Origin of the sequence: Allobosea rubneri (assembly GCF_032464875.1) — a bacterium.
Lineage (GTDB): Bacteria > Pseudomonadota > Alphaproteobacteria > Rhizobiales > Beijerinckiaceae > Allobosea > Allobosea rubneri.
Map to the genome: position 1 here is coordinate 1 of NZ_JAWDID010000068.1, position 21,845 is coordinate 21,845.

21 protein-coding genes and 1 pseudogene are annotated in these 21,845 nt (G+C 68.0%); 17 read left to right on the forward strand and 5 right to left on the reverse strand.

Features of this window, described 5'->3' with window-relative positions; all coding sequences use genetic code 11:
* Positions 1-1,839, forward strand: a pseudogene (gene mutS / locus RKE40_RS26200) (DNA mismatch repair protein MutS); the annotation flags it as partial.
* A 106-nt stretch (positions 1,840-1,945) separates the two neighbouring features.
* Here the strand turns inward: mutS and RKE40_RS26205 are convergent.
* The gene (locus RKE40_RS26205; RefSeq protein ID WP_316021115.1) at positions 1,946-3,169 is read right to left on the reverse strand and encodes a TIGR03862 family flavoprotein; all 1,224 of its coding nucleotides are present in this window, start codon (positions 3,167-3,169) and stop codon (positions 1,946-1,948) included.
* Entirely contained in the window at positions 3,166-4,209 is a 1,044-nt protein-coding gene (locus RKE40_RS26210) for a GMP reductase (RefSeq protein ID WP_316021116.1), read from the reverse strand. Before RKE40_RS26210 ends, RKE40_RS26205 begins: the two co-directional genes overlap by 4 nt.
* A gap of 190 nt (positions 4,210-4,399) precedes the next feature.
* Between RKE40_RS26210 and RKE40_RS26215 the strand changes: the two genes are divergently transcribed.
* The 15 genes from RKE40_RS26215 to phoB all read left to right on the forward strand — a co-directional run bounded on the left by RKE40_RS26215 (position 4,400) and on the right by phoB (position 18,711).
* Positions 4,400-4,753, forward strand: a complete 354-nt coding sequence (locus RKE40_RS26215) for an ArsR/SmtB family transcription factor (protein WP_316021117.1) — start codon at positions 4,400-4,402, stop codon at positions 4,751-4,753.
* Positions 4,750-5,223: an SRPBCC family protein gene (locus RKE40_RS26220; protein ID WP_316021118.1), complete on the forward strand. Its 474-nt coding sequence runs from the start codon at positions 4,750-4,752 to the stop codon at positions 5,221-5,223. The genes RKE40_RS26215 and RKE40_RS26220 overlap by 4 nt, the downstream gene beginning before the upstream one ends.
* A 63-nt stretch (positions 5,224-5,286) precedes the next feature.
* Positions 5,287-5,961 carry a glutathione S-transferase family protein gene (locus RKE40_RS26225; protein ID WP_316021119.1) on the forward strand — a complete coding sequence of 225 codons (675 nt, stop codon included), beginning with the start codon at positions 5,287-5,289 and terminating at the stop codon, positions 5,959-5,961.
* A 38-nt stretch (positions 5,962-5,999) separates the two neighbouring features.
* Positions 6,000-6,473 (forward strand): SRPBCC family protein, encoded by a 474-nt coding sequence (locus tag RKE40_RS26230; protein WP_316021120.1) that lies wholly within the window; start codon positions 6,000-6,002, stop codon positions 6,471-6,473.
* Between the two features lie 144 nt (positions 6,474-6,617).
* Entirely contained in the window at positions 6,618-8,411 is a 1,794-nt protein-coding gene (locus RKE40_RS26235) for an ABC transporter ATP-binding protein/permease (RefSeq protein ID WP_316021121.1), read from the forward strand.
* 80 nt (positions 8,412-8,491) lie between these two features.
* Positions 8,492-9,058, forward strand: coding sequence for a hypothetical protein (locus RKE40_RS26240; protein ID WP_316021122.1), 567 nt, complete (start codon positions 8,492-8,494; stop codon positions 9,056-9,058).
* A gap of 335 nt (positions 9,059-9,393) precedes the next feature.
* The gene (locus tag RKE40_RS26245; protein ID WP_316021123.1) at positions 9,394-10,911 is read left to right on the forward strand and encodes an ABC-F family ATP-binding cassette domain-containing protein; all 1,518 of its coding nucleotides are present in this window, start codon (positions 9,394-9,396) and stop codon (positions 10,909-10,911) included.
* Between the two features lie 237 nt (positions 10,912-11,148).
* Positions 11,149-12,096: a lysylphosphatidylglycerol synthase domain-containing protein gene (locus RKE40_RS26250; RefSeq protein WP_316021124.1), complete on the forward strand. Its 948-nt coding sequence runs from the start codon at positions 11,149-11,151 to the stop codon at positions 12,094-12,096.
* Positions 12,097-12,239: 143 nt separating this feature from the next.
* Entirely contained in the window at positions 12,240-13,289 is a 1,050-nt protein-coding gene (locus tag RKE40_RS26255) for an ATP-binding protein (RefSeq protein ID WP_316021125.1), read from the forward strand.
* A 108-nt stretch (positions 13,290-13,397) separates the two neighbouring features.
* The gene (gene pstS / locus RKE40_RS26260; protein ID WP_316021126.1) at positions 13,398-14,423 is read left to right on the forward strand and encodes a phosphate ABC transporter substrate-binding protein PstS; all 1,026 of its coding nucleotides are present in this window, start codon (positions 13,398-13,400) and stop codon (positions 14,421-14,423) included.
* Between the two features lie 77 nt (positions 14,424-14,500).
* Positions 14,501-15,469 carry a phosphate ABC transporter permease subunit PstC gene (pstC, locus tag RKE40_RS26265; protein ID WP_316021127.1) on the forward strand — a complete coding sequence of 323 codons (969 nt, stop codon included), beginning with the start codon at positions 14,501-14,503 and terminating at the stop codon, positions 15,467-15,469.
* Between the two features lie 13 nt (positions 15,470-15,482).
* A complete protein-coding gene (pstA, locus tag RKE40_RS26270; protein ID WP_316021128.1) occupies positions 15,483-16,388 on the forward strand; it encodes a phosphate ABC transporter permease PstA in 906 nt (301 codons plus the stop codon).
* A gap of 24 nt (positions 16,389-16,412) precedes the next feature.
* Complete coding sequence (gene pstB / locus RKE40_RS26275) at positions 16,413-17,219, forward strand: phosphate ABC transporter ATP-binding protein PstB (RefSeq protein ID WP_291639442.1); 807 nt, start codon at positions 16,413-16,415, stop codon at positions 17,217-17,219.
* A 41-nt stretch (positions 17,220-17,260) separates the two neighbouring features.
* Positions 17,261-17,983, forward strand: coding sequence for a phosphate signaling complex protein PhoU (gene phoU / locus RKE40_RS26280; RefSeq protein WP_066473331.1), 723 nt, complete (start codon positions 17,261-17,263; stop codon positions 17,981-17,983).
* Positions 17,984-18,012: 29 nt separating this feature from the next.
* A complete protein-coding gene (gene phoB, locus RKE40_RS26285; protein ID WP_316021129.1) occupies positions 18,013-18,711 on the forward strand; it encodes a phosphate regulon transcriptional regulator PhoB in 699 nt (232 codons plus the stop codon).
* A 4-nt stretch (positions 18,712-18,715) separates the two neighbouring features.
* Here the strand turns inward: phoB and RKE40_RS26290 are convergent, their stop codons facing one another.
* The 3 genes from RKE40_RS26290 to RKE40_RS26300 form a co-directional block, all read right to left on the reverse strand.
* Positions 18,716-19,036: a YnfA family protein gene (locus RKE40_RS26290; protein WP_316021130.1), complete on the reverse strand. Its 321-nt coding sequence runs from the start codon at positions 19,034-19,036 to the stop codon at positions 18,716-18,718.
* Positions 19,033-19,464, reverse strand: a complete 432-nt coding sequence (locus tag RKE40_RS26295; protein ID WP_316021131.1) for an NUDIX hydrolase — start codon at positions 19,462-19,464, stop codon at positions 19,033-19,035. The genes RKE40_RS26290 and RKE40_RS26295 overlap by 4 nt, the downstream gene beginning before the upstream one ends.
* Before the next feature lie 71 nt (positions 19,465-19,535).
* The gene (locus RKE40_RS26300) at positions 19,536-20,084 is read right to left on the reverse strand and encodes a GcrA family cell cycle regulator (protein WP_316021132.1); all 549 of its coding nucleotides are present in this window, start codon (positions 20,082-20,084) and stop codon (positions 19,536-19,538) included.
* Between the two features lie 540 nt (positions 20,085-20,624).
* Here RKE40_RS26300 and RKE40_RS26305 point away from each other — a divergent pair.
* Entirely contained in the window at positions 20,625-21,845 is a 1,221-nt protein-coding gene (locus RKE40_RS26305; RefSeq protein WP_316021133.1) for an aspartate aminotransferase family protein, read from the forward strand.

Consider the following 21,845-nt stretch of genomic DNA (forward strand, 5'->3'; position numbering starts at 1 on the left):
CTCGCCGCCGCGGCGCGAGGGCGAGAGCGCGGCCATGCTGATCGACGCGGCGACCAGGGCCAATCTCGAACTGACGCGCACTCTGTCCGGCGAGGCGCTCGGCGAGAAGCCGGCTGCCACCTGGCGTCTGCGTCCGGTCGATCGTGGCAAGCAGGCTGCCGGCACGATGCCGTCGCTGCCCTGGTCGAGGCTCCCGGGCTGCGCGAGGATCTGCGCCGCGATCTCGCCCGCGTTCCCGACATCGCGCGTGCCGTGTCGCGCCGCGCGCTCGACCGCGGCGGCCCGCGCGATCTCGCCGCGCTCGGCGCCGGGCTGGAGGCCGCGCGCGCCATCGCCGCCGCCCTGCTGCGTCATGCCGAGATTCCGCTGGAACTGCGTGAGGCGGCGCTGGCTCTAGGCCGCACCGACCCCGACCTTGGCGCGCGGTTGTCGGCGACGCTCGCAGATGAATTGCCGCTGCTGCGGCGCGATGGCCGCTTCGTGCGTGAAGGCTTCGATCCTGCCCTCGACGAGCTGCGACTGCTGCAGGTCGATTCGCGGAAGGTCATCGCCCAGCTCCAGGCCCGCTACGCCGCCGAGACCGACTGCCGCACGCTGCGGATCAAGCACAATTCCATGCTCGGCTACTTCGTCGAGGTGCCGCAGGCGGTCGGTGAGAGCTTCCTGAGGGAGCCCTGGCGCGCCGTCTTCGTGCACCGCCAGACCATGTCGGATGCGATGCGCTTCTCCTCGGTCGAGCTCGGCGAGCTCGAGGCCAAGATCGCCTCGGCCGCCGACCGGGCGCTGAAGCTGGAACTGTCGATCTTCGCTGAGCTGACCGCGGCGGTGCTCGATCAGGCCGAGCCGATCAAGGCAGCGGCCCTGGCGCTGGCCGCGATCGACGTCGCCGCCGCGCTGGCTGAGCTCGCGGTCGATGGCAGCTGGACCCGCCCGCTCGTCGACGATGGCGCTGCCTTTTCGATCAAGGCAGGCCGCCACCCCGTCGTCGAAGCCGCGCTGAAGCGCGAGGGCCAGCCCTTCGTCGCCAATGACAGCGAGCTTTCGCCTGCCGGCAAGCGCCAGGACGGGCGCATCTGCCTGATCACCGGTCCGAACATGGCGGGTAAGTCGACCTTCCTGCGCCAGAACGCGCTGATCGCCGTGCTCGCGCAGATGGGCTCCTTCGTGCCGGCCGGCAGCGCTCATATCGGCGTGGTCGACCGCCTGTTCTCGCGCGTCGGCGCCGCCGACGATCTCGCCCGGGGACGTTCGACCTTCATGGTCGAGATGGTCGAGACCGCCGCGATCCTGAACCAGGCCGGCCCGCGCGCCCTCGTCATCCTCGACGAGATCGGGCGCGGCACCGCGACCTTCGACGGGCTCTCCATCGCCTGGGCGGCGATCGAGCATCTGCACGAGGCCAATCGCTGCCGGGCCCTGTTCGCGACGCATTACCACGAGCTGACCGCGCTGGCGGATCGGCTCGACCGGGTCGCGAACGCCACCGTGCGCGTCACTGAATGGAATGGTGAGGTCGTCTTCCTGCACGAGGTCGTGCCCGGTGCGGCCGATCGCTCCTACGGTATCCAGGTCGCCAAGCTGGCCGGGCTGCCCCCGGCCGTGGTCGAGCGCGCCCGCGCCATTCTCGGCGAACTCGAGAAGAGCGAGCGCGAGAAGCCGGTCGCGGCGCTGGTCGACGATCTCCCGCTCTTCGCCGCGCAATTGCGCAGCCCGCAGCCCACGCCCGTGGTCGCTTCCGGCCCCGATCTGCTCAGGGAGGCGCTCGCCGGGCTCGACCTGGACGAGATGACGCCGCGCGAGGCGCTGGAAGCGCTTTACCGGCTGAAGGGGCTGAACTGAGAGCGACCTCATCCTGAGGAGGTCCGCAGGGCCGTCTCGAAGGACACTCCAGAAATCTCCCGAGCCTCCTGAAACATCCTTCGAGACGCGGGCTGAAGCCCGCTCCTCAGGATGAGGGCTTGTTTAGAAACCGCTCGATCCCATCGGCCGCCGCGACGCCGGTCGCGAAGCAGGCCTGCAGCAGGTAGCCGCCGGTCGGTGCATCCCAGTCGAGCATCTCGCCGGCGACGAAGACGCCGGGCAGGCGCTTCAGCATGAAACCTGCGTCGACCTCTTCGGCGAGGATGCCGCCGGCCGTCGAGATGGCGCGTGCGATCGGCGCCGTCCCGGTAAGCCGCAGCGGCGTCGCCTTGATCAGCCGGGCGAGGTCAGTCGGCTCTGCCGGCAGCGGGCCGCCGGCGGCCTCGCGCAGCACGGCGATCGCGACCGGCGCGAGCCCCGCCGCCTTGCGCAGATGGTTGCTGAGCGTCTCGCCGGCGCGGCGGCGTGCGAGGCGGGCGGCGAGCGCAGCCTCGTCGAGATCGGGCCGCAGATCGACGGCAAGCTCGGCATGGCCATCGCATGCGATCGCCTCGCGCAGCGGTCCCGACAGCGCATAGATCGCGCCGCCCTCGATGCCATCGGCGTCGATCATCGCCTCGCCCCTGACGCGCTGGCCGGCGAAGGACAGCGAGATCCGCTTCAGCGGCTGTCCGGCGAAGCGCTCGCGCATCACCGGCGACCACTCGACCGAGAAGCCGGCATTGGCCGGGCGTAGCGGAGCGATCGCGACGCCCTTCTCGGCCAGCGCCGTCTGCCAGCCGCCATCCGAGCCGAGCCTTGGCCAGCTCGCGCCGCCGAGCGCCAGCAGCGTGGCCGCCGGGCGAAGCGTTTCGACCGTCCCGTCGCGGTTGGCAAAGCGCAGGGCGCTGCTCTCGTCCCAGCCCGTCCAGAGCCGGCCGGCCTGCAGCCTGACGCCGAGCCCGTCGAGCCGCACCAGCCAGGCACGCAGCAGGGGCGAGGCCTTCATCGCCTTCGGGAAGACCCGGCCGCTCGAGCCGACGAAGCTCTCGGCGCCAAGTCCGTCGGCCCAGTCGCGCAGCGCCTCTGGCGGGAAGGCTCTGATCGCCGGCTCGAGCCAGAGGCGGGCCTCGCCATAGCGGCCGAGAAATCCGTCGAGGGGCTCGGAATGCGTCAGGTTGAGCCCGCCCCGACCGGCGAGCAGGAATTTGCGCGCCGGCGAGGGCATGCGTTCGTAGAGCGCCACCCGGTGCCCGGCCTGCGCCAGCCGTTCGGCCGCGATCAGCCCGGCCGGCCCGGCGCCGATGATGGCGACGTCCGGTTCGCTCAATTGCCGAACACGGTGTTGAGCTGGGCGCCGACCATGATGAAGGTGGTGCGCTTCGACATTTCCTTGAGGCGCACCGCACCGATATAGGTCATCGCCGAGCGGACCCCGCCCATGATCTCCTGCATCGTGCCCTCGACCGGGCCTCGATAGGGCACCTCGACGGTCTTGCCCTCGGAGGCCCGGTACTTGGCGACGCCGCCCGAGTACTTGTTCATCGCCGTGTCCGAGGACATGCCGTAGAACACCATCGCGACCGGCATCTTCTCGCCGTCGCGCTCCTCATAGCGGATCTCGCCCTCGCATTCGTCATGGCCGGCGAGCATGCCGCCCATCATCACGAAGTCGGAGCCGCCGCCATAGGCCTTGGCGACGTCGCCCGGCACGGTCAGCCCGCCATCGCCGCAAACCAGGCCCTTCAGGCCGTGGGCGGCGTCGGAGCATTCGATGATCGCCGAGAGCTGCGGATAGCCGACGCCGGTCATCTTGCGGGTGGTGCAGACCGAGCCCGGGCCGATGCCGACCTTGACGATGTCGGCGCCGGCCAGGATCAGCGCCTCGGTCATGTCGCCGGTGACGACGTTGCCGGCCATGATCGCGGCGTTCGGGAAGGCGTCGCGCGTCGCCTTGACGGTGTCGACGAACTTCTCGGTGTAGCCATTGGCGACGTCGAGGCAGATCTTGTCGATCGGCGCCTTCGCATGCACCGCCTTGAGCTTGTCATGGTCGGAATCGGTCGTGCCGAGCGAATAGAAGGCGTTGGCCGAGCCCGGCTCCTTGAAGAAGGCGATCAGTTCGTCCGCGCTGTAGTGCTTGTGCAGGGCGACCATGGCGCCGTGTTTCAGCAGGGCGCGCGCCATCGCCATGGTGCCGACCACGTCCATGTTCGCGGCGATCAGCGGGAAGCCGGACCATTCGCGGCCGGTATGGGCGAAATGGAAGCTGCGGTGGACGTCGACCTCGGAGCGGCTGCCGAGGGTCGAACGCTTGGGCCGGATCAGCACGTCGCGGAAATCCAGCTTCGGGTCGTTCTCGATTCGCATGGCAAAAGCTCCGGCGGCTGTCGCAGACGGTTGAATGGCACACGCGGGATAAGAGAGCGTGCCGGGATTCATAGCCGCTCGGACCCGCCGGAGGCAATGCGCCGGATGTCGCGCCGGAGCCGGGTCACGAAACTTTAGCAAGCGCTAAAGTTTGTCTGGACAGGCTGCGAGCATCAGGATACTTAAGCGCATGCTTCACCAACCAGACCAGCTCGATCTGATGTTCCAGGCGCTGGCGGACCCGAACCGCCGGCAGATGGTGCAGCGGCTCAGCGAGGGGCCGGCCAGCGTCAGCGAGCTCGCCGCTCCCTTGCAGATGACGCTGTCGGCCGTGGTCCAGCACCTCGCCGTGCTCGAAGGTGCCGGGCTGGTGCGCTCGCAGAAGATCGGGCGCGTCCGCAACTGCCAGCTGGAGACGCAGGCGCTACGCGCAGCCGAGCGCTGGATCAGCGAACGCCGCTCCCTCTGGGAACGACGCTTCGACCGGCTCGGCGCCTTCCTCGCCGAACAGGCTGCGGAAACCGAACAGGAGAACGGCGCATGACGGAGCGATCGGTCGTCCATGCCAGCTTCGCGATCGAGCGTCGCTATGATGCGAGCCCTACCCGCGTCTTCGCCGCCTTCGCCGATCCCGTTGCGAAAAGGCGCTGGTCGGCCTGCCATGACGAAGGCGGCCTCGGTCAGCACAGCCTCGATTTCCGGGAGGGCGGCAGCGAGACCATGCGCGGCGCGCCGGGGCCGGATGGCGTCTACGCGATGAACGCGACCTTCCAGGAGATCCTGACGGACGAGCGCATCGTCTACAGCTACGAACTGCTGCGTGACGATGTGCGCCTGTCGGTCTCGCTGGCGACGATCGAATTTCGGCGCGAGGGGGCCGGCACCCGCCTCCTCTTCACCGAGCAGGCGGCCTTTCTCGACGGCCACGACAAGCCCGATTGGCGCGAGCGGGGCACGGGGATCGGTTTCGACCGGCTCGCCGACTACCTCGCGCTGGAGCAGGCGCCCGCCTGAACAGACGCCTTATCGACCGAAGTCCTTCAACCCGCTCCTACCAAGAAGCAGGAACGCGAAGCCATGTCCCTGACGCTCTACTTCCACCCGCTTTCCGGCTTCTGCCAGAAGGTGCTGGTCGCGCTCTACGAGAACGGGACGCCGTTCACGCCGCATCTCGTCAATCTCGGCGATCCCGACGAGCGGGCCGATTTCCTGAAGCTCTGGCCACTCGGCAAGTTCCCGCTGCTGCGCGACGACCGGCTCGGCAAGCTCGTGCCGGAGACCAGCCTGATCATCGAGCATCTCGCCTTGCATTATCCCGGCCCGGTTACACTGCTGCCGGAGAACCCGGTCGCGGCGCTGGAGGTCCGCCGGCTCGACCGGCTCTTCGATCTCTACGTCGCTATTCCCATGCAGAAGGTGGTGCTCGACCGGCTCAGGCCGGAGGAGAGCCGGGATGCGGTCGGCGTCGCCGAGGCCAAGGCGACGCTCGCCTCCATCTATGACGTGCTGGAAGCCGAGATTGGCGAGCGGCAATGGGCCGCCGGCGACGACTTCAGCATGGCCGACTGCGCAGCCGCGCCCGCGCTCTTCTATGCCGAGCGGGCCCTGTCCTTCCGCGACAGCCATAAGCGGCTCTGGGCCTATTTCGACCGCCTGCGCACGCGTCCCTCCTATGCCCGCGCCCTCGCCGAGGCCGAGCCCTTCTTCCAGTTCTTCCCGCGTCGCGAAGGCGATGCCGGGCTCAGCCGCTGACCCCTGACGAACAACCGCTCAGTGAAAGGAAAACGCTCATGAGCAGGACTCCCGTCACCCATGCGAGCTTCACCATCGAGCGCAGCTATGCCGCGCCACCCGCCAAGGTCTTCGCCGCCTTCGCCGACCCCGCGATCAAGCGCCGCTGGTTCGCCGAGGGTGAGGGCTGGACGGTCGAGCAGTTCGACGTCGACTTCCGCGTCGGCGGCTTCGAGCGCAGCCGCTTCCGCTATCAGGGCGGACCGCCGATCACCAATGAATCGGTCTATCAGGTGATCCAGCCGAACGAGCGCATCATCCTCGCCTATGCGATGGCGACCGACGGCGTGCCGCTTTCCGGCTCGCTGCTGACCATGGAATATCTGCCCGAGGGCAGCGGCACGAAGCTCGTCTTCACCGAGCAGGGCGCCTATCTCGGCGGCAAGGACGACCCGGTCCATCGCGAGGAAGGCTCGCGCGAATTGCTGGAGAGCCTGGCCCGGATCCTCGGCGAGGAGGCGAAGGCGGCCTGAGCGCTCCCGCCTGGCGTCGCTGATGCTTTCATTCAGCCGCAGTTCATCCCGGCCTGACTAAGCGGCATCATGGGCTTGGCCCGGACCGGGAAGACCCGGCCGGCCTCCGCCCGCGATGTTGCGATCCGGGGGGATCAGAAGCCTGTGCTGAAGGCGCTAGACCAGCATGCCAGGGATACCGGCCTGCCATCTGACTGGCAGGTCGCGAAGAGCTTCGCCCGCCTGACCGGCGGTTTCTGGCGTGGCGCCAGCGCCGGCAAGGCTTGGTTCTGGTCGATTTCGCTGGCGAGCGCGATCATCCTCGCCGTCTTCGCCAATGTCACCGTCAACCGCTGGAACGGCTGGTTCTTCGACGCGCTCGAGAAGAAGGACGGGGAGAGCGCGCTGATCGCCATGGCGGTCTTTCCCGTGCTGGTGCTGATCGCCGCCGGCCTCGGTGTCGTCATCCTGGTTTCACGGGAAACATTCCAGGTCCATTGGCGCGCCTGGGTCACGGCCAGGCTCGCCGATGGCTGGATCGGCGAGCGCAGGTTCTACCGGCTCGGCCTCTCCGGCTACGAGCCGGCCAACCCCGAATACCGCATCGCCGACGATGTCCGCTGGGCGACCGAGCCGGTTGTCGACTTCGCCATCGGCCTGCTCTCGGCGGTGATCACCGCCATCACCTTCATCGGCATCCTCTGGAGCATCGGCGGCTCGCTGACCGTCTCGGCCGGCGGCACGACCTTCGAGATCCCCGCCTATATGGTGCTGGCGGCCATCGTCTATGCCGTGCTGGTCTCCAGCCTGATCACCTGGGTCGGCCGGCCGCTGCCGCGCCTGATCGCCGCCCGCAACGAGGGCGAGGCGCGCCTGCGCTTCTCGCTGATGCGCATCCGCGACCATGGCGAGACCATCGCGCTCTCGCGCTCCGAGACCGGCGAGCGCCGCGCCGTCGCCGCGACCTATGACAATCTCGTCGGGCGCTGGCTCGCCATGATCCGCCAGCGCGGCCGGCTGACCTGGATCACCAATGGCAGCGGCGCGCTGGTTCCCGTGGTGCCGCTCCTGCTCGCCGCCCCAAAATACCTCTCCGGCGAGATGTCGCTCGGCGACGTCGTCCAGGTCGCCGCCGCCTTCGTCGCCGTGCAGAATGCCTTCAACTGGGTGCTCGACAACTTCATGCGCATCGCCGAATGGCTCGCCTCGGCGCGGCGGGTCAACGAGCTCGCAGTCGCGCTCGGCGCACTCGATCACGGCCATTCCGGCGGCGAGATCGCGGTCGAAACCAGCGCCGATGGCTGCCTGCGGCTGGGTGATCTCACTTTGACGGACCGCGACGGGCGGACCTTGCTGGCCGATTTCGCCGTCGAATTGCCGCCGGGCGCGACGCTGCATGTTGCGGGCGAGCTCGGTCATGGCAAGGCGGCGCTGATCCAGGCGGTCGCCGGACTCTGGCCTTGGGGCAGGGGCAGCGTCGCGCTGCCGGCCGAGGCGAGGCTCGCGGTGCTGCCGCAAAAACTGCATCTCTCGGAAGGGAGCCTGCGCGCCGCGCTCGATCCTGCCGGCGACCACAGCGTCGAGGCGGCCAAGGAAGCGCTGCGCAGCTACGGGCTCGCCGGCCTCGTGCCGCAGATGGACCAGCCGCGCGACTGGGACAAGGCGCTGACGACTGGCGACCGGCAGCGCCTGGCGCTGGCGCGGGCCGAACTCGCCAATCCCGACATCCTCGTGCTCGACGAGGCGACGAGCGGGCTCGAGACAGAGGCGGCGCTGGAATTGCTGGCGCATATCCGGGCGACGCGTCCGCAGGCGATCATGCTGCTGATCGGCCAGAGTCCGGGCTTCGCCGAGGTCTCCTGCCGCCACCTCACCATGCGCCGCGCTGGCGGCGTCGCCCGCATCGCCGGCGGCGAACCGGCGCGTCCGGCCGCTCTCGTTGAGGCTGGCGGCGGCTAAGCGCATCCCGTTCCATCGTCATTCAGCCGGCGTTCAGCCTAGTCCGGCGCTTCTTTCTCTCGCTTCCACGGAGTTTTGCCATGCAGATGCACATCTGGGACGTCTATTGGGGCCTGCGGGTCGAGCAGTGCCCCTGCGACGTGCATTTCGTCGAATGGCTCGAGGAAGCTGGCATCACCGGCAAGCGCATCTATCATTTCGGCACCGGTGGCCATCATTACATCGGCATCCGCTGCGCCGAGCCGGAACTGGATTGCACCGTGCTCGGGATCACCGCCTCGCCGAAGGAATATGACGCCTTCGTCAAGCTGGCGATCGACAACCCGACCATCACCAAGAGCTATTCCGCCTATTTCGGCGACATCTACACCAGCAATGCCAGACTGCTACCGCGCTTCGACATCGTCACCCTGTTCCATTCCTGCGAGTTCCGCAGCGAGAAGAACGACGCCTATGGCGCGTTGACCGATCTCGAGGTTATGCAGCTCTTCACCGACCAGACCGATGCCGGCGGCCATATCCTGTTCTACACCGGCTCCTTCGCCTATGAGACGGCCAAGCCGGTCATCGAGGAATGGGCGAAGTCGCGCCCGGTCGAGGAAATCGGCGGCTTCAAGACGCTCCGGATTTTCCGCAAGACCGCCTGAGGCGATTGCGCCGTCCGAAAAACGGCGCTAATTCCCTTGCGTCGACCCACACGAGAAAGGAGGGCTGCGTGATCACGTTCTTTCGTCACCATCGTCAGCGCGGCCCCGTTCAGGCCCTGCAAGGCTAGCTTGCAGGGCTGACCTCAGAGCCTCCCTTTCGGTTCTCTCTCCGGTCTGCCCTTCGTGGTGGCGCAGCATCTGGCCTCATCGCCCGGATGTCCTGCGCCCTGTTCCACTCAATCGAGCCGACGCCGTTCCGGCGTTTCGCATTCGAGGCATGGGGCGCCGGGCGCGCTCCGCCGAATGACGGCTCGGGCAGTCCAGAGACCTGAACCATGACCATGATCAATCTGAGGAAGCTCGGCGTCACGCTGGGCGCACAGCTGTTTTCCGGCCTCAGCCTCGCCGTCGCTCCGGGAGACCGGCTCGGCCTCGTCGCCGCCAATGGCCGGGGCAAGTCGACCCTGCTGCGCTGCCTTGCCGGCGCGGCCGAGCCCGGCAGCGGCGACATCACCCGTTCGCGCGGCTTGCGCATCGGCCATGTCGAGCAGGACATCCCGCCACGGCTCGGGCATCTGGCGTTTCGGGAACTCGTGCTCGGTGCGCTGCCGGCCGAGCAGGCGCAGAGCGAGCGCTGGCGCGTCGAGGTCGCGCTCGATGCCCTCGACGTGCCCGAAGCGTTGCGCCAGCGCCCGCTCGGAGAGTTGAGCGGTGGCTGGCAGCGCCTCGCCATGCTCGCCCGCGTCGCCGTGACCGAGCCCGATCTCCTGCTGCTCGACGAGCCGACCAACCATCTCGACCTCGGACGCATCGGCCAGCTCGAAAACTGGCTCGGCGCGCTGCCGCGCGACATGGCCGTGGTCGTCGCCAGCCATGACCGCGCCTTCCTCGACGCCGTCACCAACCGGACGCTGTTCCTGCGCCAGGAGCGGTCGCAGCTCTTCCCGCTGCCCTATTCGCGGGCCCGAATCGCCCTCGACGAGATCGATGCCGCCGATGCGCGCCGCCACCAGCGCGACATCAAGGCCGTGCAGCAATTGCGGCGGCAGGCGGCCAAGCTCAACAATATAGGCATCAATTCCGGCAGCGACCTCCTGCTCAGCAAGACCAGGCAGCTCCGGCAGCGGGCCGAGACGCTGGAGGAGGCGGCGAAGCCGGCCCATCGCGAGCGCTCGGCCGGCGCGATCAGGCTCAGCCATGCCGGCACGCATGCGCGCGCCCTCCTGGCGCTGGACGACCTGCCGGTCGCGACGCCGGACGGAACCCTGCTGTTCAGGACTGGCAAGCGCTGGATCAACCCGGGTGACCGCATCGTGCTGCTCGGCGACAACGGCGCCGGCAAATCCTGCCTCGTCCGCCTGCTTCAGGCGGCGATCGCCGGCAGGGAGATCCCCGGCATCAGGGCGACGCCCTCGCTGGTCCCCGGCATCGCCAGCCAGGACCTCGCCGAATTTCCCGGCAGCGAGACGCCGCACCGCCTGATCAGCCGCCGCTTCGATGTCGGCGACCAGCCCGCGCGCAGCCTGCTCGCCGGCGCCGGCATCGCGATCGACCGGCAGGAGAGCCCGATCGGGGCGCTGTCGGGCGGGCAGAAGGCACGCCTCGCCATGCTGGCGTTGCGCCTCGCCCGGCCGAACTTCTATCTGCTCGACGAGCCGACCAACCATCTCGACATCGAGGGCCAGGAGGCACTCGAAGCCGAACTGACGGCGCAGGAGGCGAGCTGCCTTCTGGTCTCGCATGATCGCAGCTTCGTCCGGACGGTCGGCAACCGCTTCTGGCAGATCGAGAACCGGCGCCTGGTCGAGGTCGAGGGGCCGGAGGCCTTCTTCGCCCGGGCGGCGGCCGGGTAGGTCTCGCCCGGCGGGCTGCGCAGCCGTCGCCGGACTGTCGCAAATGGCGGCCCGGTGCGCCTGCGCCAGCCTCATGGCGCGCATTCGCCGCGTGCCGCGCGCTTGTGGTTCGCAACCGAGGCGCTATCTCTCGGGTCCGGGCGGTCCCGCCGCCTGCCTGCAATCCGCCTTGCCCGCCGAGATCCGGGCATCAACACGACAAGAGCCCGCATGTCTTTCGGCCCGCACGAGCCAGGAATGCCGCTGCGCAAGCGCAGCCGCTGGTGGTGGCTCGGCCCGCTCGCCAGCGCGATCATCTTCCTGGCCTCGCTGGTCGTGCTCTATTTCATCGTCCGCGAGATCGAGCCCGGCGAGCTCGCCAAGGCCTTCGCCAATGCCAGCCTCCGGCAGCTCTCGCTGGCGCTCGCCTTCACCGCGCTGAGCTATCTCCTGCTCACCGGCTATGACGCGCTGGCGCTGAAGCGCCTCGGCCTGTCGATCCCCTATCGCACCACCGCGCTCGGTTCCTTCACCAGCTATTCGGTCTCCTTCACGCTCGGCTTCCCGATCGTCACCGGCGGCACGGTGCGCTACTGGGTCTATGCCGCCAGGGGCGTGCGCGCCTCGGAGGTCGCGAGCCTGACGGTGATCGCCGGCCTGACCTTCTGGCTCGGGCTCGGCATGATCTTCTGCGTCAGCCTGTTCTACGCGACTGAATCGGTCGCGCAGCTGGCCCGCACCTCGCCGCTGCTGATCCAGGCGGTCGGCGCCGTCACCGCTCTCGGCATCCTCGGCTATCTCTTCTGGGTCGCCACGGGCGAGCGGACCTTGCGGGTGCGCGGCTGGAACCTGCCTCTGCCGGGACTCGGGGTGACGCTCGGCCAGATGCTGCTCGGCGCCTGTGAAGTCTCCGCCGCTGCGGCGGTGCTCTTCGTGCTGCTGCCGGGCGGGCACAACCTCTCCTATGAGAGCTTCCTCGCCGCCTATATCTTCGCCTGCCTGATCGGCATCGCCAGCCATGCGCCGGGCGGGCTCGGCGTCTTCGAGGCGACGATGCTGATCGCGCTCAGTCGCCTGCCCTTCGAGCAGGTGCTCGGCGCATTGCTGCTGTTCCGGATCATCTACTACATCCTGCCCTTCATCCTGGCGCTGGTGCTGCTGGCGCTGAACGAGATGGGACGGCGCATCAGGCGCCATGAAATCTAGCCGGCGCTGGCAGTACTGTCATACAGCCGTGCTTGGCCCGACGGTTCCGGCCGCGCCCCGTCGCCGGGAAGAGAATTGCGCGCCGTTGCGAGACCTGCCTATGAGGGCGGCGTCCGCAACGGCGCCGCGGAAGGCCGAGCAGCATGCACGATCTCGTCGATCCCAGAGCCCCTGTCACTGCCGCGCTGATCGAGGCGATCGGCGTCGCCGTGATCCTGCTCGACCAGCAGGGCACCATCCAGGCGCTGAGCCCGGCCGCCCGCTCGTTGATCGCCGGGCTGGAGAAGGGCAAGCAGCTCGCGCTGGTGATGCGCGACCCCGACATGATCGACGCGATCGATCAGGTTTCGCGTCAGGGTGGCCGCCGCGCCATTGAGCTGATCGAGCGGGTGCCGATCGAGCGCACCTTCCGCATCCACATCGCCGCGCTGGCCGGCCAGGGCGAGCGCCGCGCCGTCCTGCTGACCTTCGAGGATCTCAGCGAGCAGCGCCTGACCGAGCGCATGCGCGTCGACTTCGTCGCCAATGCCAGCCATGAATTGCGCACCCCGCTCGCCTCGGTGCTCGGCTTCATCGAGACGCTGCAGGGCCCGGCCCGCAACGACGAGAAGGCGCGCGAGCGCTTCCTGCAGATCATGCGCCAGCAGGCCCTGCGCATGGCGCGGCTGGTCGACGACCTGCTCTCGCTCTCGCGCATCGAGCTCAAGGCGCATCTGGCGCCACAGACCCCGGTCGATCTCGGCGAGATCGCCCGCACGATCCTCGACGCGCTGGTGCTGATGGCGCGCGAGCGCGACGTCACCCTGAGGCTCGATCTGGCACCGCGGCCGGTCGTGGTGGCGGGAGACCGCGACGAATTGCTGCGGCTGATGGAGAACCTCGTCGAGAACGCGATCAAGTACGGCAAGCCCGGCGGCGAGGTCGCGATCAGGATCGAGGGCGGCGCGGAGGCTTCGTTCAGCGTTCGCGACGATGGCCCGGGCATCGCGGCCGAGCATCTGCCGCGCCTGACCGAGCGCTTCTACCGCGTCGACAACGCTGCCAGCCGGGAGGCCGGCGGCACCGGGCTCGGCCTCGCCATCGTCAAGCACATCGTGCTGCGCCATCGTGGCCGGCTGACGATCGAGAGCGTCGTCGGCGAGGGCGCGACCTTCCGCGCGATACTGCCGCTGCTGGCCGAGGTAGGCCGTTAACGAAATGTGACGGCTGCCGCTGCGGCTTGATGACGATCTGTCATCTGGCTGTCATATCGACGGTGTTTTTGCGCGCCGCGACACCTTGCGACCCAGAGAGGACATCTCATGCGCAAACTTCTCATTCTCGCGGCCGCGGCTGTCGGGATCTCCGGCGCCGCCCAGGCTGCCGATATCACCGGCGCCGGCGCGACCTTCCCCTTCCCGATCTACGCCAAATGGGCCGAGGCCTATAAGAAGGAGACCAATATCGGTCTCAACTACCAGTCGATCGGCTCGGGTGGCGGCATCCGCCAGATCAAGGCCAAGACGGTCGCCTTCGGCGCCACCGATGCCCCGCTCAAGGGCGAGGACCTGACCAAGGACGGCCTGATCCAGTTCCCGACCGTGATGGGCGGCGTCGTTCCCGCGATCAACGTCCCCGGCATCGAGGCCGGCAAGCTGAAGCTGACCGGCCCGCTGATCGCCGAGATCTATCTCGGCACGATCAAGAAGTGGAACGATCCCAAGATCGCCGCGCTGAACCCCGGCCTGACCCTGCCCGAGGCCAATATCAGCCCGGTCTACCGCTCCGACGGCTCGGGCACGACCTTCGTCTGGACCGATTATCTCTCGCGTGTCTCGCCGGAGTGGAAGTCGAAGATCGGCACCAACACCGCCGTGCAGTGGCCGGTCGGCATCGGCGGCAAGGGCAATGAGGGCGTCTCCGCCTCGGTCAAGCAGGTCGCCAACTCGATCGGCTATGTCGAGTACGCCTACGCCAAGCAGAACAAGCTCGCCCATGCGCTCGTCCAGAACGCCGAGGGCAACTTCCCGGCTCCGGACGACAAGTCCTTCCAGGCTGCCGCCGCCAATGCCAACTGGAACGAGGCTCCCGGCTTCGGCATCTCGCTGAACAACCAGAAGGGCGCGCAGGCCTGGCCGATCACCTCCGCCACCTTCCTGCTGATCCATGCCAAGCCGGAGAAGCCGGAAGAGACCCAGGCGGCGCTGAAGTTCGTCGACTGGGCCTACAAGAGCGGCGACCAGCTGGCGCTCGACCTCGACTACGTGCCGCTGCCGGCGAACGTCAAGGACCAGGTCCGCAACGCCTGGAAGGGCGTCACCGACCCGGCCGGCAAGCCGATCTTCTGATCGCCCTGCGACCACGCTAAAGGAAGGGGCCGGTTCCGGCCCCTTCGACCCGCCTGAAACCGACCGGAGTTTCTTCGATGGCTGCCGTGACTGACCAGATGGCATCGGGATTGCCCGCCATCCGCAGGACCCCGAAAGGCACCTTCGACCTCGTCTTCCGCAATGCCAGCTTCCTGGCGGCGCTGTTCGTGCTGGTCCTGCTCGCCGGGATCATCGGCGCCATGGTGGCCGGCGGCTGGCCGGCCTTCCGCGAATTCGGCTTCAGCTTCCTGACCTCGAGCGTCTGGGACACCCAGAACGATCAGTACGGCGCCTTCCCGGCGATCGTCGGCACCTTGTCGACCGCGCTGATCGCCCTCGTCGTCGGCGTGCCGCTCTCGCTCGGCATCGCCGTCTTCCTGACCCAGCTCGCTCCGCCCTGGTTCAAGCGGCCGGTCTCGACCGCGATCGAGCTGCTCGCCGCCGTGCCCTCGATCATCTACGGCATGTGGGGGCTCTTCGTCTTCGTGCCGCTCTTTGCGGCCTATGTGCAGATCCCGCTCTCGAACATCGTCGAGGGCATGCCGATCGTCGGCACCATCCTGTACTCGCGCTCGCCCTCGGGCCTCGGCATCCTGACCGCCGGCATCATCCTGGCGTTCATGATCATCCCGTTCATCGCCTCGATCACCCGCGACATGCTCGAGCAGATCCCCTCGGTGCTGCGCGAGAGCGCCTACGGCATCGGCGCGACGACCTGGGAGGTCGTCCGCCACGTGCTGGTGCCGCAGGCCGGCGTCTCGATCATCGGCGCGATCATGCTCGGCCTCGGCCGCGCGCTTGGCGAGACCATGGCGGTGACCTTCGTCGTCGGCAACGCCAACCGGCTCTCGGCCTCGGTGATGGACCCCGGCTCGACCATCGCCTCGCGCATCGCCAACGAGTTCAACGAGGCGCTCGGCCTTCAGCTCCACGCGCTGATCGCGCTCGGCTGCATCCTGTTCTTCGTCACCTTCGTCGTCCTCGTCATCGCGCGCATCCTGGTCGCGCGCGTCAAGTCGTTCTGAGGAAGCGCAAGCCATGAACTCGACGCCTCCTTCCGCCTCCGCCGCGCCTGCGATGGTGATGACCCCCGAAGTCCCGTGGGGCCGCGTGCGCCCGGCGCGCCGCAATGCCGACCGGCTGATGAAGATCATCGCCACGGCGTTCACCCTCGTCGCCATCACCGTGCTGTTCTGGATCCTCGGCATGCTGGTGGTGAAGGGCATTGGCGGCCTCTCGGCCGGCACCTTCACGCAGATCACGCCCGGTCCCGGCTCCGAGGGCGGCGGCCTCGCCAACGCCATTGTCGGCTCGGCCGTGCTGACCTTCCTCGGCATCGCGCTGGCGACGCCGATCGGCGTGCTCGCCGGCACCTATCTCGCCGAATACGGCCGCGGCTCGAAGCTCGCCAACCTGATCCGCTTCATCAACGACATCCTGCTCTCGGCGCCCTCGATCCTGATCGGCCTGTTCGTCTACGTCATCCTGGTCGAGCCCTTCCGCGGCTATTCCGGCTGGGCGGGCGGCGTCGCGCTCGGCATCATCGCGATCCCGGTCATCGTGCGCACCACCGAGGACATGCTCCGCCTCGTCCCGGCGCCGCTGCGCGAAGCCGGCTCGGCCCTCGGCGCCCCGCCCTCGGTGGTCATCACCGCGATCACCTGGCGGGCCGCGAAGTCCGGCATGGTCACCGGCATCCTGCTGGCGCTGGCCCGCATTGCCGGCGAGACCGCGCCGCTGCTCTTCACCGCGCTGAACAACAATTTCTGGTTCTCGCCGACGCTGGTCGGCGGCGTCTCCAACCTGCCCGTGACGATCTATCAGTTCGCCTCGGCTCCTTACGAGAACTGGCAGCAGCTCGCCTGGGCCGGTTCGCTGATCATCACCGTCTCGATCCTTTTGCTCTCGCTTATCGCCCGGCGCATCGTGCGCGGCGGCAAGTGAGCACCACGTCCGATCGGAAGGAACATGTCGATGCTCTCGACCCTGGAACTCAGCCCGCAGGTCCTCGACGCCCAGGCGCCGATCCGGATCGCGGTGAAGAACCTCGATTTCTACTATGGCGAGCACAAGGCGCTGAAGAACGTCAATCTCAGCTTCCGTGACCGCCACGTCACCGCGCTGATCGGCCCCTCCGGCTGCGGCAAGTCGACCCTGCTGCGCATCTTCAACCGGATCTACTCGCTCTATCCGGAGCAGCGCGCCACCGGCGAGGTGCTGCTCGACGGCCGCAACGTCATCTCCAACGATGTCGACGTCAACGAGCTGCGCTCGCGCATCGGCATGGTCTTCCAGAAGCCGACGCCCTTCCCGATGTCGATCTACGACAATGTCGCCTTCGGCATCCGCCTCTACGAGAAGCCGCCGAAGTCGGAGCTCGACGACCGCGTCGAGGGTGCGCTGCGCCGCTCCGCTCTCTGGGACGAGGTCAAGGACAAGCTGAAGAGCTCCGGCATGGGCCTCTCCGGCGGCCAGCAGCAGCGCCTCTGCATCGCCCGCACCATCGCCCAGAAGCCCGAGGTCATCCTGTTCGACGAACCGACCTCGGCGCTCGATCCGATCTCGACCGGTAAGATCGAGGATCTGCTGGAGCAGCTGAAGAGCGACTTCACCATCGTCATCGTCACCCACAACATGCAGCAGGCGGCGCGCGTCTCGCAGTACACCGCCTTCATGTATCTCGGCGAGGTCGTCGAGTTCGACGCGACCAACACCATCTTCATGAACCCCAACAAGAAGCAGACGCAGGACTACGTCACCGGCCGCTTTGGCTGACGCCCGCAAGTCCGCTCGCTCCCGCCACAGGATCCGCCCCGATGTCCGATCATATCGTCCGTTCCTATGATGCCGACCTCGAAGGGCTGCGCCGCAGCCTGGCCGAGATGGGCGGCATGTCCGAGCGCATGCTCGGCGATTCCACCGTGGCGCTGGTGCGCCGCGACACCGCGCTGGCGCAGAAGGTGATCACGGCCGACCAGCGGCTCGACAACCTCCAGCGCGATGTCGAGGAAAAGGCGGTGCTGACCATCGCCCGCCGTCAGCCGCTCGCCAACGATCTGCGCGAGCTGATCTCGGCGATCCGCATCGCCGCCGACATCGAGCGCGTCGGCGATCTCGCCAAGAACATCGCCAAGCGCGCCGTCGCGATCTCCGGCCAGTTCTCGCCGCCGCACCGCGCCGTGGTCGGGCTCGAGCATATGAGCCGCCTGGTGCAGGCTCAGCTCAAGGACGTGCTCGACGCCTATGCCGCCAGCAACGAGCAGAAGGCGATGGAGGTCTGGCGCCGCGACGACGAGATCGACGCGCTCTACACCTCGCTCTTCCGCGAGCTCCTGACCTATATGATGGAAGATCCGCGCAACATCACCTTCTGCACGCATCTCCTGTTCTGCGCCAAGAACGTCGAGCGCATCGGCGACCACACCACCAACATCGCCGAGACGATCCATTACCTGATCACCGGCCAGTCGGTGGAGGAGAGCCGTCCCAAGCTCGACACCACCAACATCCTGGTCGACCTGCCCGCAGCCAATGGCTGAGCGGACGGGCGCCTGAGCGGAGGCCGGACATGCCTGCACGCATCCTGATCGTTGAGGACGAAGAGCCGCTGACCCTGCTGCTCCGCTATAATCTCGAAGCCGAGGGCTTCGAGGTCGACAGCGTCGCGCGCGGCGACGACGCCGAGCTGCATCTGCGCGATCATACGCCCGATCTCGTCCTGCTCGACTGGATGTTGCCCGGCCTTTCCGGCATCGAGCTCTGCCGGCGCCTGCGCGCCCGCCGCGACACCGAGCGCGTGCCGATCATCATGCTGACGGCGCGCGGCGAGGAGACCGAGCGGGTGCGCGGCCTCGCCACCGGCGCCGACGATTATGTCGTCAAGCCGTTCTCGCTGCCGGAGCTGATCGCCCGCATCCAGGCGCTGCTGCGCCGGGTCAAGCCCGGCCATGTCGTCGGCATGCTGACCGCCGGCGATCTCGAGCTCGATCGGACGACGCGGCGGGTGCGCCGCGGCGGCGCCGAGCTGCATCTCGGCCCGACCGAGTTCCGCCTGCTCGAATTCCTGATGCAGGCCCCGGGCCGGGTCTATTCGCGGGCCCAGCTGCTCGACGCCGTCTGGGGGCGCGACGTCTATATCGACGAGCGCACCGTCGACGTGCATGTCGGGCGCCTGCGCAAGGCGATCACCCCCGACGACGCCAAGGACCCGCTGCGCACCGTGCGCGGTGCCGGCTACGCCTTCGACGAGACCTTCGCCCGCGGCTGAGGCTTCAGCGCGGCGCGGCGACAATCACCGCCGCGCCCGCGAGACACAGCACCGCCCCAGCCAGATCGAAGCGATCCGGCGGGACCTTCTCGACCAGCCACATCCAACCCAGTGACGCGACGATGTAGATCCCGCCATAGGCGGCAAAGGCGCGCCCGGCGGCGGCGCTGTCGATCAGCGTCAGGAGCCAGGCGAAGAGCGCCAGGGCGAGGAGCCCCGGCAACAGCCACCAGGCCGATTTGCCGAGCTTGAGCCAGGCCCAGAACGAGAAGCAGCCGGCGATTTCGGCCAAGGCGGCGCCGAGATAGATCGCGAAACCGGTCATGGCGCTTCGGCCAGCCGGGCAAAGACCGGGCGGTAGGCTTCAGAGGCCAGCGGCGACAGAGCGCGGGCATCGGCGAAGGCGAACCAGCGGATCTCGCTATGCTCGTCATTGGCGATAGCCGGATCGCCGCCATCCCAGCCTGTGACGCTGAACAGATGCCACAGGGCCGGCGAGACGCCGTCGCTCTCCGTCGTCTCGATCGTGGTGAAGTGCGCGAATGTGGTCGGCGTGATGCCGATCTCCTCCTGCAATTCGCGGATCAGGGCCTGATCGGCCGTTTCGCCGGGCTCGACATGCCCGCCGATCGTGTCCCAGCAGGATGGCCGGTTCCGGCGATGCGATGCCCTCAGCCCGAGCAGTACGCGTCCGCCCCGGATCGGCAGGGCGCAGGCATATTCGACAGGGCCCGCGGTTTCGTCGGTGCGCATCGGCGTCTCTCCCACCAATAGAAAAGCCGGCCCGAAGGCCGGCTTTGATGGCTCGATCGGTTCCTGCCGGATCAGGCGCGCACCTTGCGGTCGCGGCGCCGATCCGTTGCCGGCTGGTAGGCGATGCGGGCGTGATAGCCGCAATAGGGCATGCCGGTCAGCGAGCGGCCGCCGCAGAAGCGGAACTCAGGCGAGGTCGGGTCGCCCATCGGCCAGCGGCACATATACTCGCGCAGGTCCATGATGGTGACGCGCTCGGAGAACGGGATCACCACCTCCTCGGCGGGCGCCGGGACGTGCTCGGCTTCCGGCTCCGCCTCGATCTCCGGGACGAATTGCGGGGCGAGCGCGGTGTTGCCGCGGGTCATGCCGCCACCGCCCGCAGCCGGGCTGGCCATCGGATGCGCCGGCGGACGGGTGGCGGGCTTGCGCGGGCGCGGCGCGGCCGAGCCGGGATTCTTGGCGCGGCCCGAAAGGCCGAGACGGTGGACCTTGCCGATGACAGCATTGCGGGTGACGTTGCCGAGTTCGCCGGCGATCTGGCTGGCGCTCAGCCCGTCATTCCAGAGCTTCTTGAGCAGTTCGACGCGTTCGTCGGTCCAGGCTCCAGCTTCGCTCATCGATTTCACCTGTCTTCGTCATGCCTTGCCGATAGCGGGCGAGGCATAGGGAAAGATCATGGCGGAATCCGATATCGGCAGCGTCCGTCGGAGAACGGAAACCGCTACGCTCGGAACTGACGATACTGGAGACGCCGCACGAGATGTCGTATCTGACAAAGGGGACCATACAAGATGGCTTGACTCGCCCACAAGAGTCGTCGAATCGGAAATCGGCTTTTCCCCAGACAAACCTTCGATCCCGCAGCCGGGTGAGTCTATTTGGCAACGCTGCGGCGCCCGGCCGGAATTGACAGTGCCGGACCGCTTTTGCATAGTCTTCTCAATGCGGCCGCCCTTGGGGCGGCGCTTATGTTTTGAGCGATCCGGACTTTCGAGCGATGCGGCTGACGGCGCGACGAGAAAACGGGAAAGGCCTGCGACGATAACGTCGCCGCGGGGTCGCATCGTGCTGGCAGATTGCCGCCGGGCCCCGAACTACCGCTTCACACCCCGGCGCCCAGCGCTTTCCGTTAAGTTCCGTCGCGAGGACCTCGCTCCATGAGCTCCGCTTCCGTTTCCGCCAATTCCTCTGTTCTGCTGCCGACCTATGCGCGCGCACCTGTCGCCTTCGAGCGCGGCGAAGGCGCCTGGGCGATCACTGCCGACGGCCAGCGCTATCTCGATTTCGGCGCCGGCATCGCCGTCAATGCGCTCGGCCACGCCCATCCGCATCTGGTCAAGGCGCTGACCGAGCAGGCCCAGCGCATCTGGCACACCTCCAACCTGTACAGCATGCCGGATGGCGAGAAGCTCGCCCGCCGGCTCTGCGAGGCGACCTTCGCCGAACGCGTCTTCTTCACCAATTCGGGCGCCGAGGCGAACGAGTGCGCGATCAAGATGGCGCGCAAATATCATGCGGCGCAGGGCCACCCCGAGCGCTACCGCATCGTCACCTTCGAAGGCGCCTTCCATGGCCGCACGCTGGCGACCATCGCCGCCGGCGGTCAGCAGAAGTACATCGACGGCTTCGGCCCCAAGGTCGACGGCTTCGACCAGGTGCCCTTCGATGACGAGAAGGCGCTGCGGGCCGCGATCACGCCGGAGACGGCCGCGCTGATGATCGAGCCGATCCAGGGCGAGGGCGGCCTGCGCTCGGTGCCGATGCGCTTCCTCAAGCTGCTGCGCGAGCTCTGCGACGAGCACGGCCTGCTCCTGATCTTCGACGAGATTCAGACCGGCGTCGGCCGCACCGGAAAATTCTTCGCCTATGAGCATAACGGCGTCGCGCCAGACATCATGGCGATCGCCAAGGGCATTGGCGGGGGCTTCCCGATGGGCGCCTGCCTCGCCACCGAGGCGGCCGCGGCCGGCATGGTTCTCGGCACGCATGGCACGACCTTCGGCGGCAATCCGCTGGCCATGGCGGTCGGCAATGCTGTGCTCGACGTCATCCTCGAGCCCGGCTTCATCGAGCGCGTCGCCCAGGTCAGCCTGCGGCTGAAGCAGTCGCTGGCCGAGCTCAAGGACAAGCATCCCGACGTGATCGAGGAGATTCGCGGCCAGGGTCTGATGCTCGGTCTGAAGCTGCGCACCCCGAACACCGATTTCGTCGCCGAGGCGCGGGCCGCCGGTCTTCTCGTCGTCGCCGCCGGCGACAATGTCGTGCGCCTGCTGCCGCCGCTAATCATCGGCGACGCGGAGGTCTCCGAGGCGCTCGCCCGGCTCGACAAGGCGGCCAGCGCCGTCGAGGCGACGCTGGCCCGGCCGGCGGCGGAATGA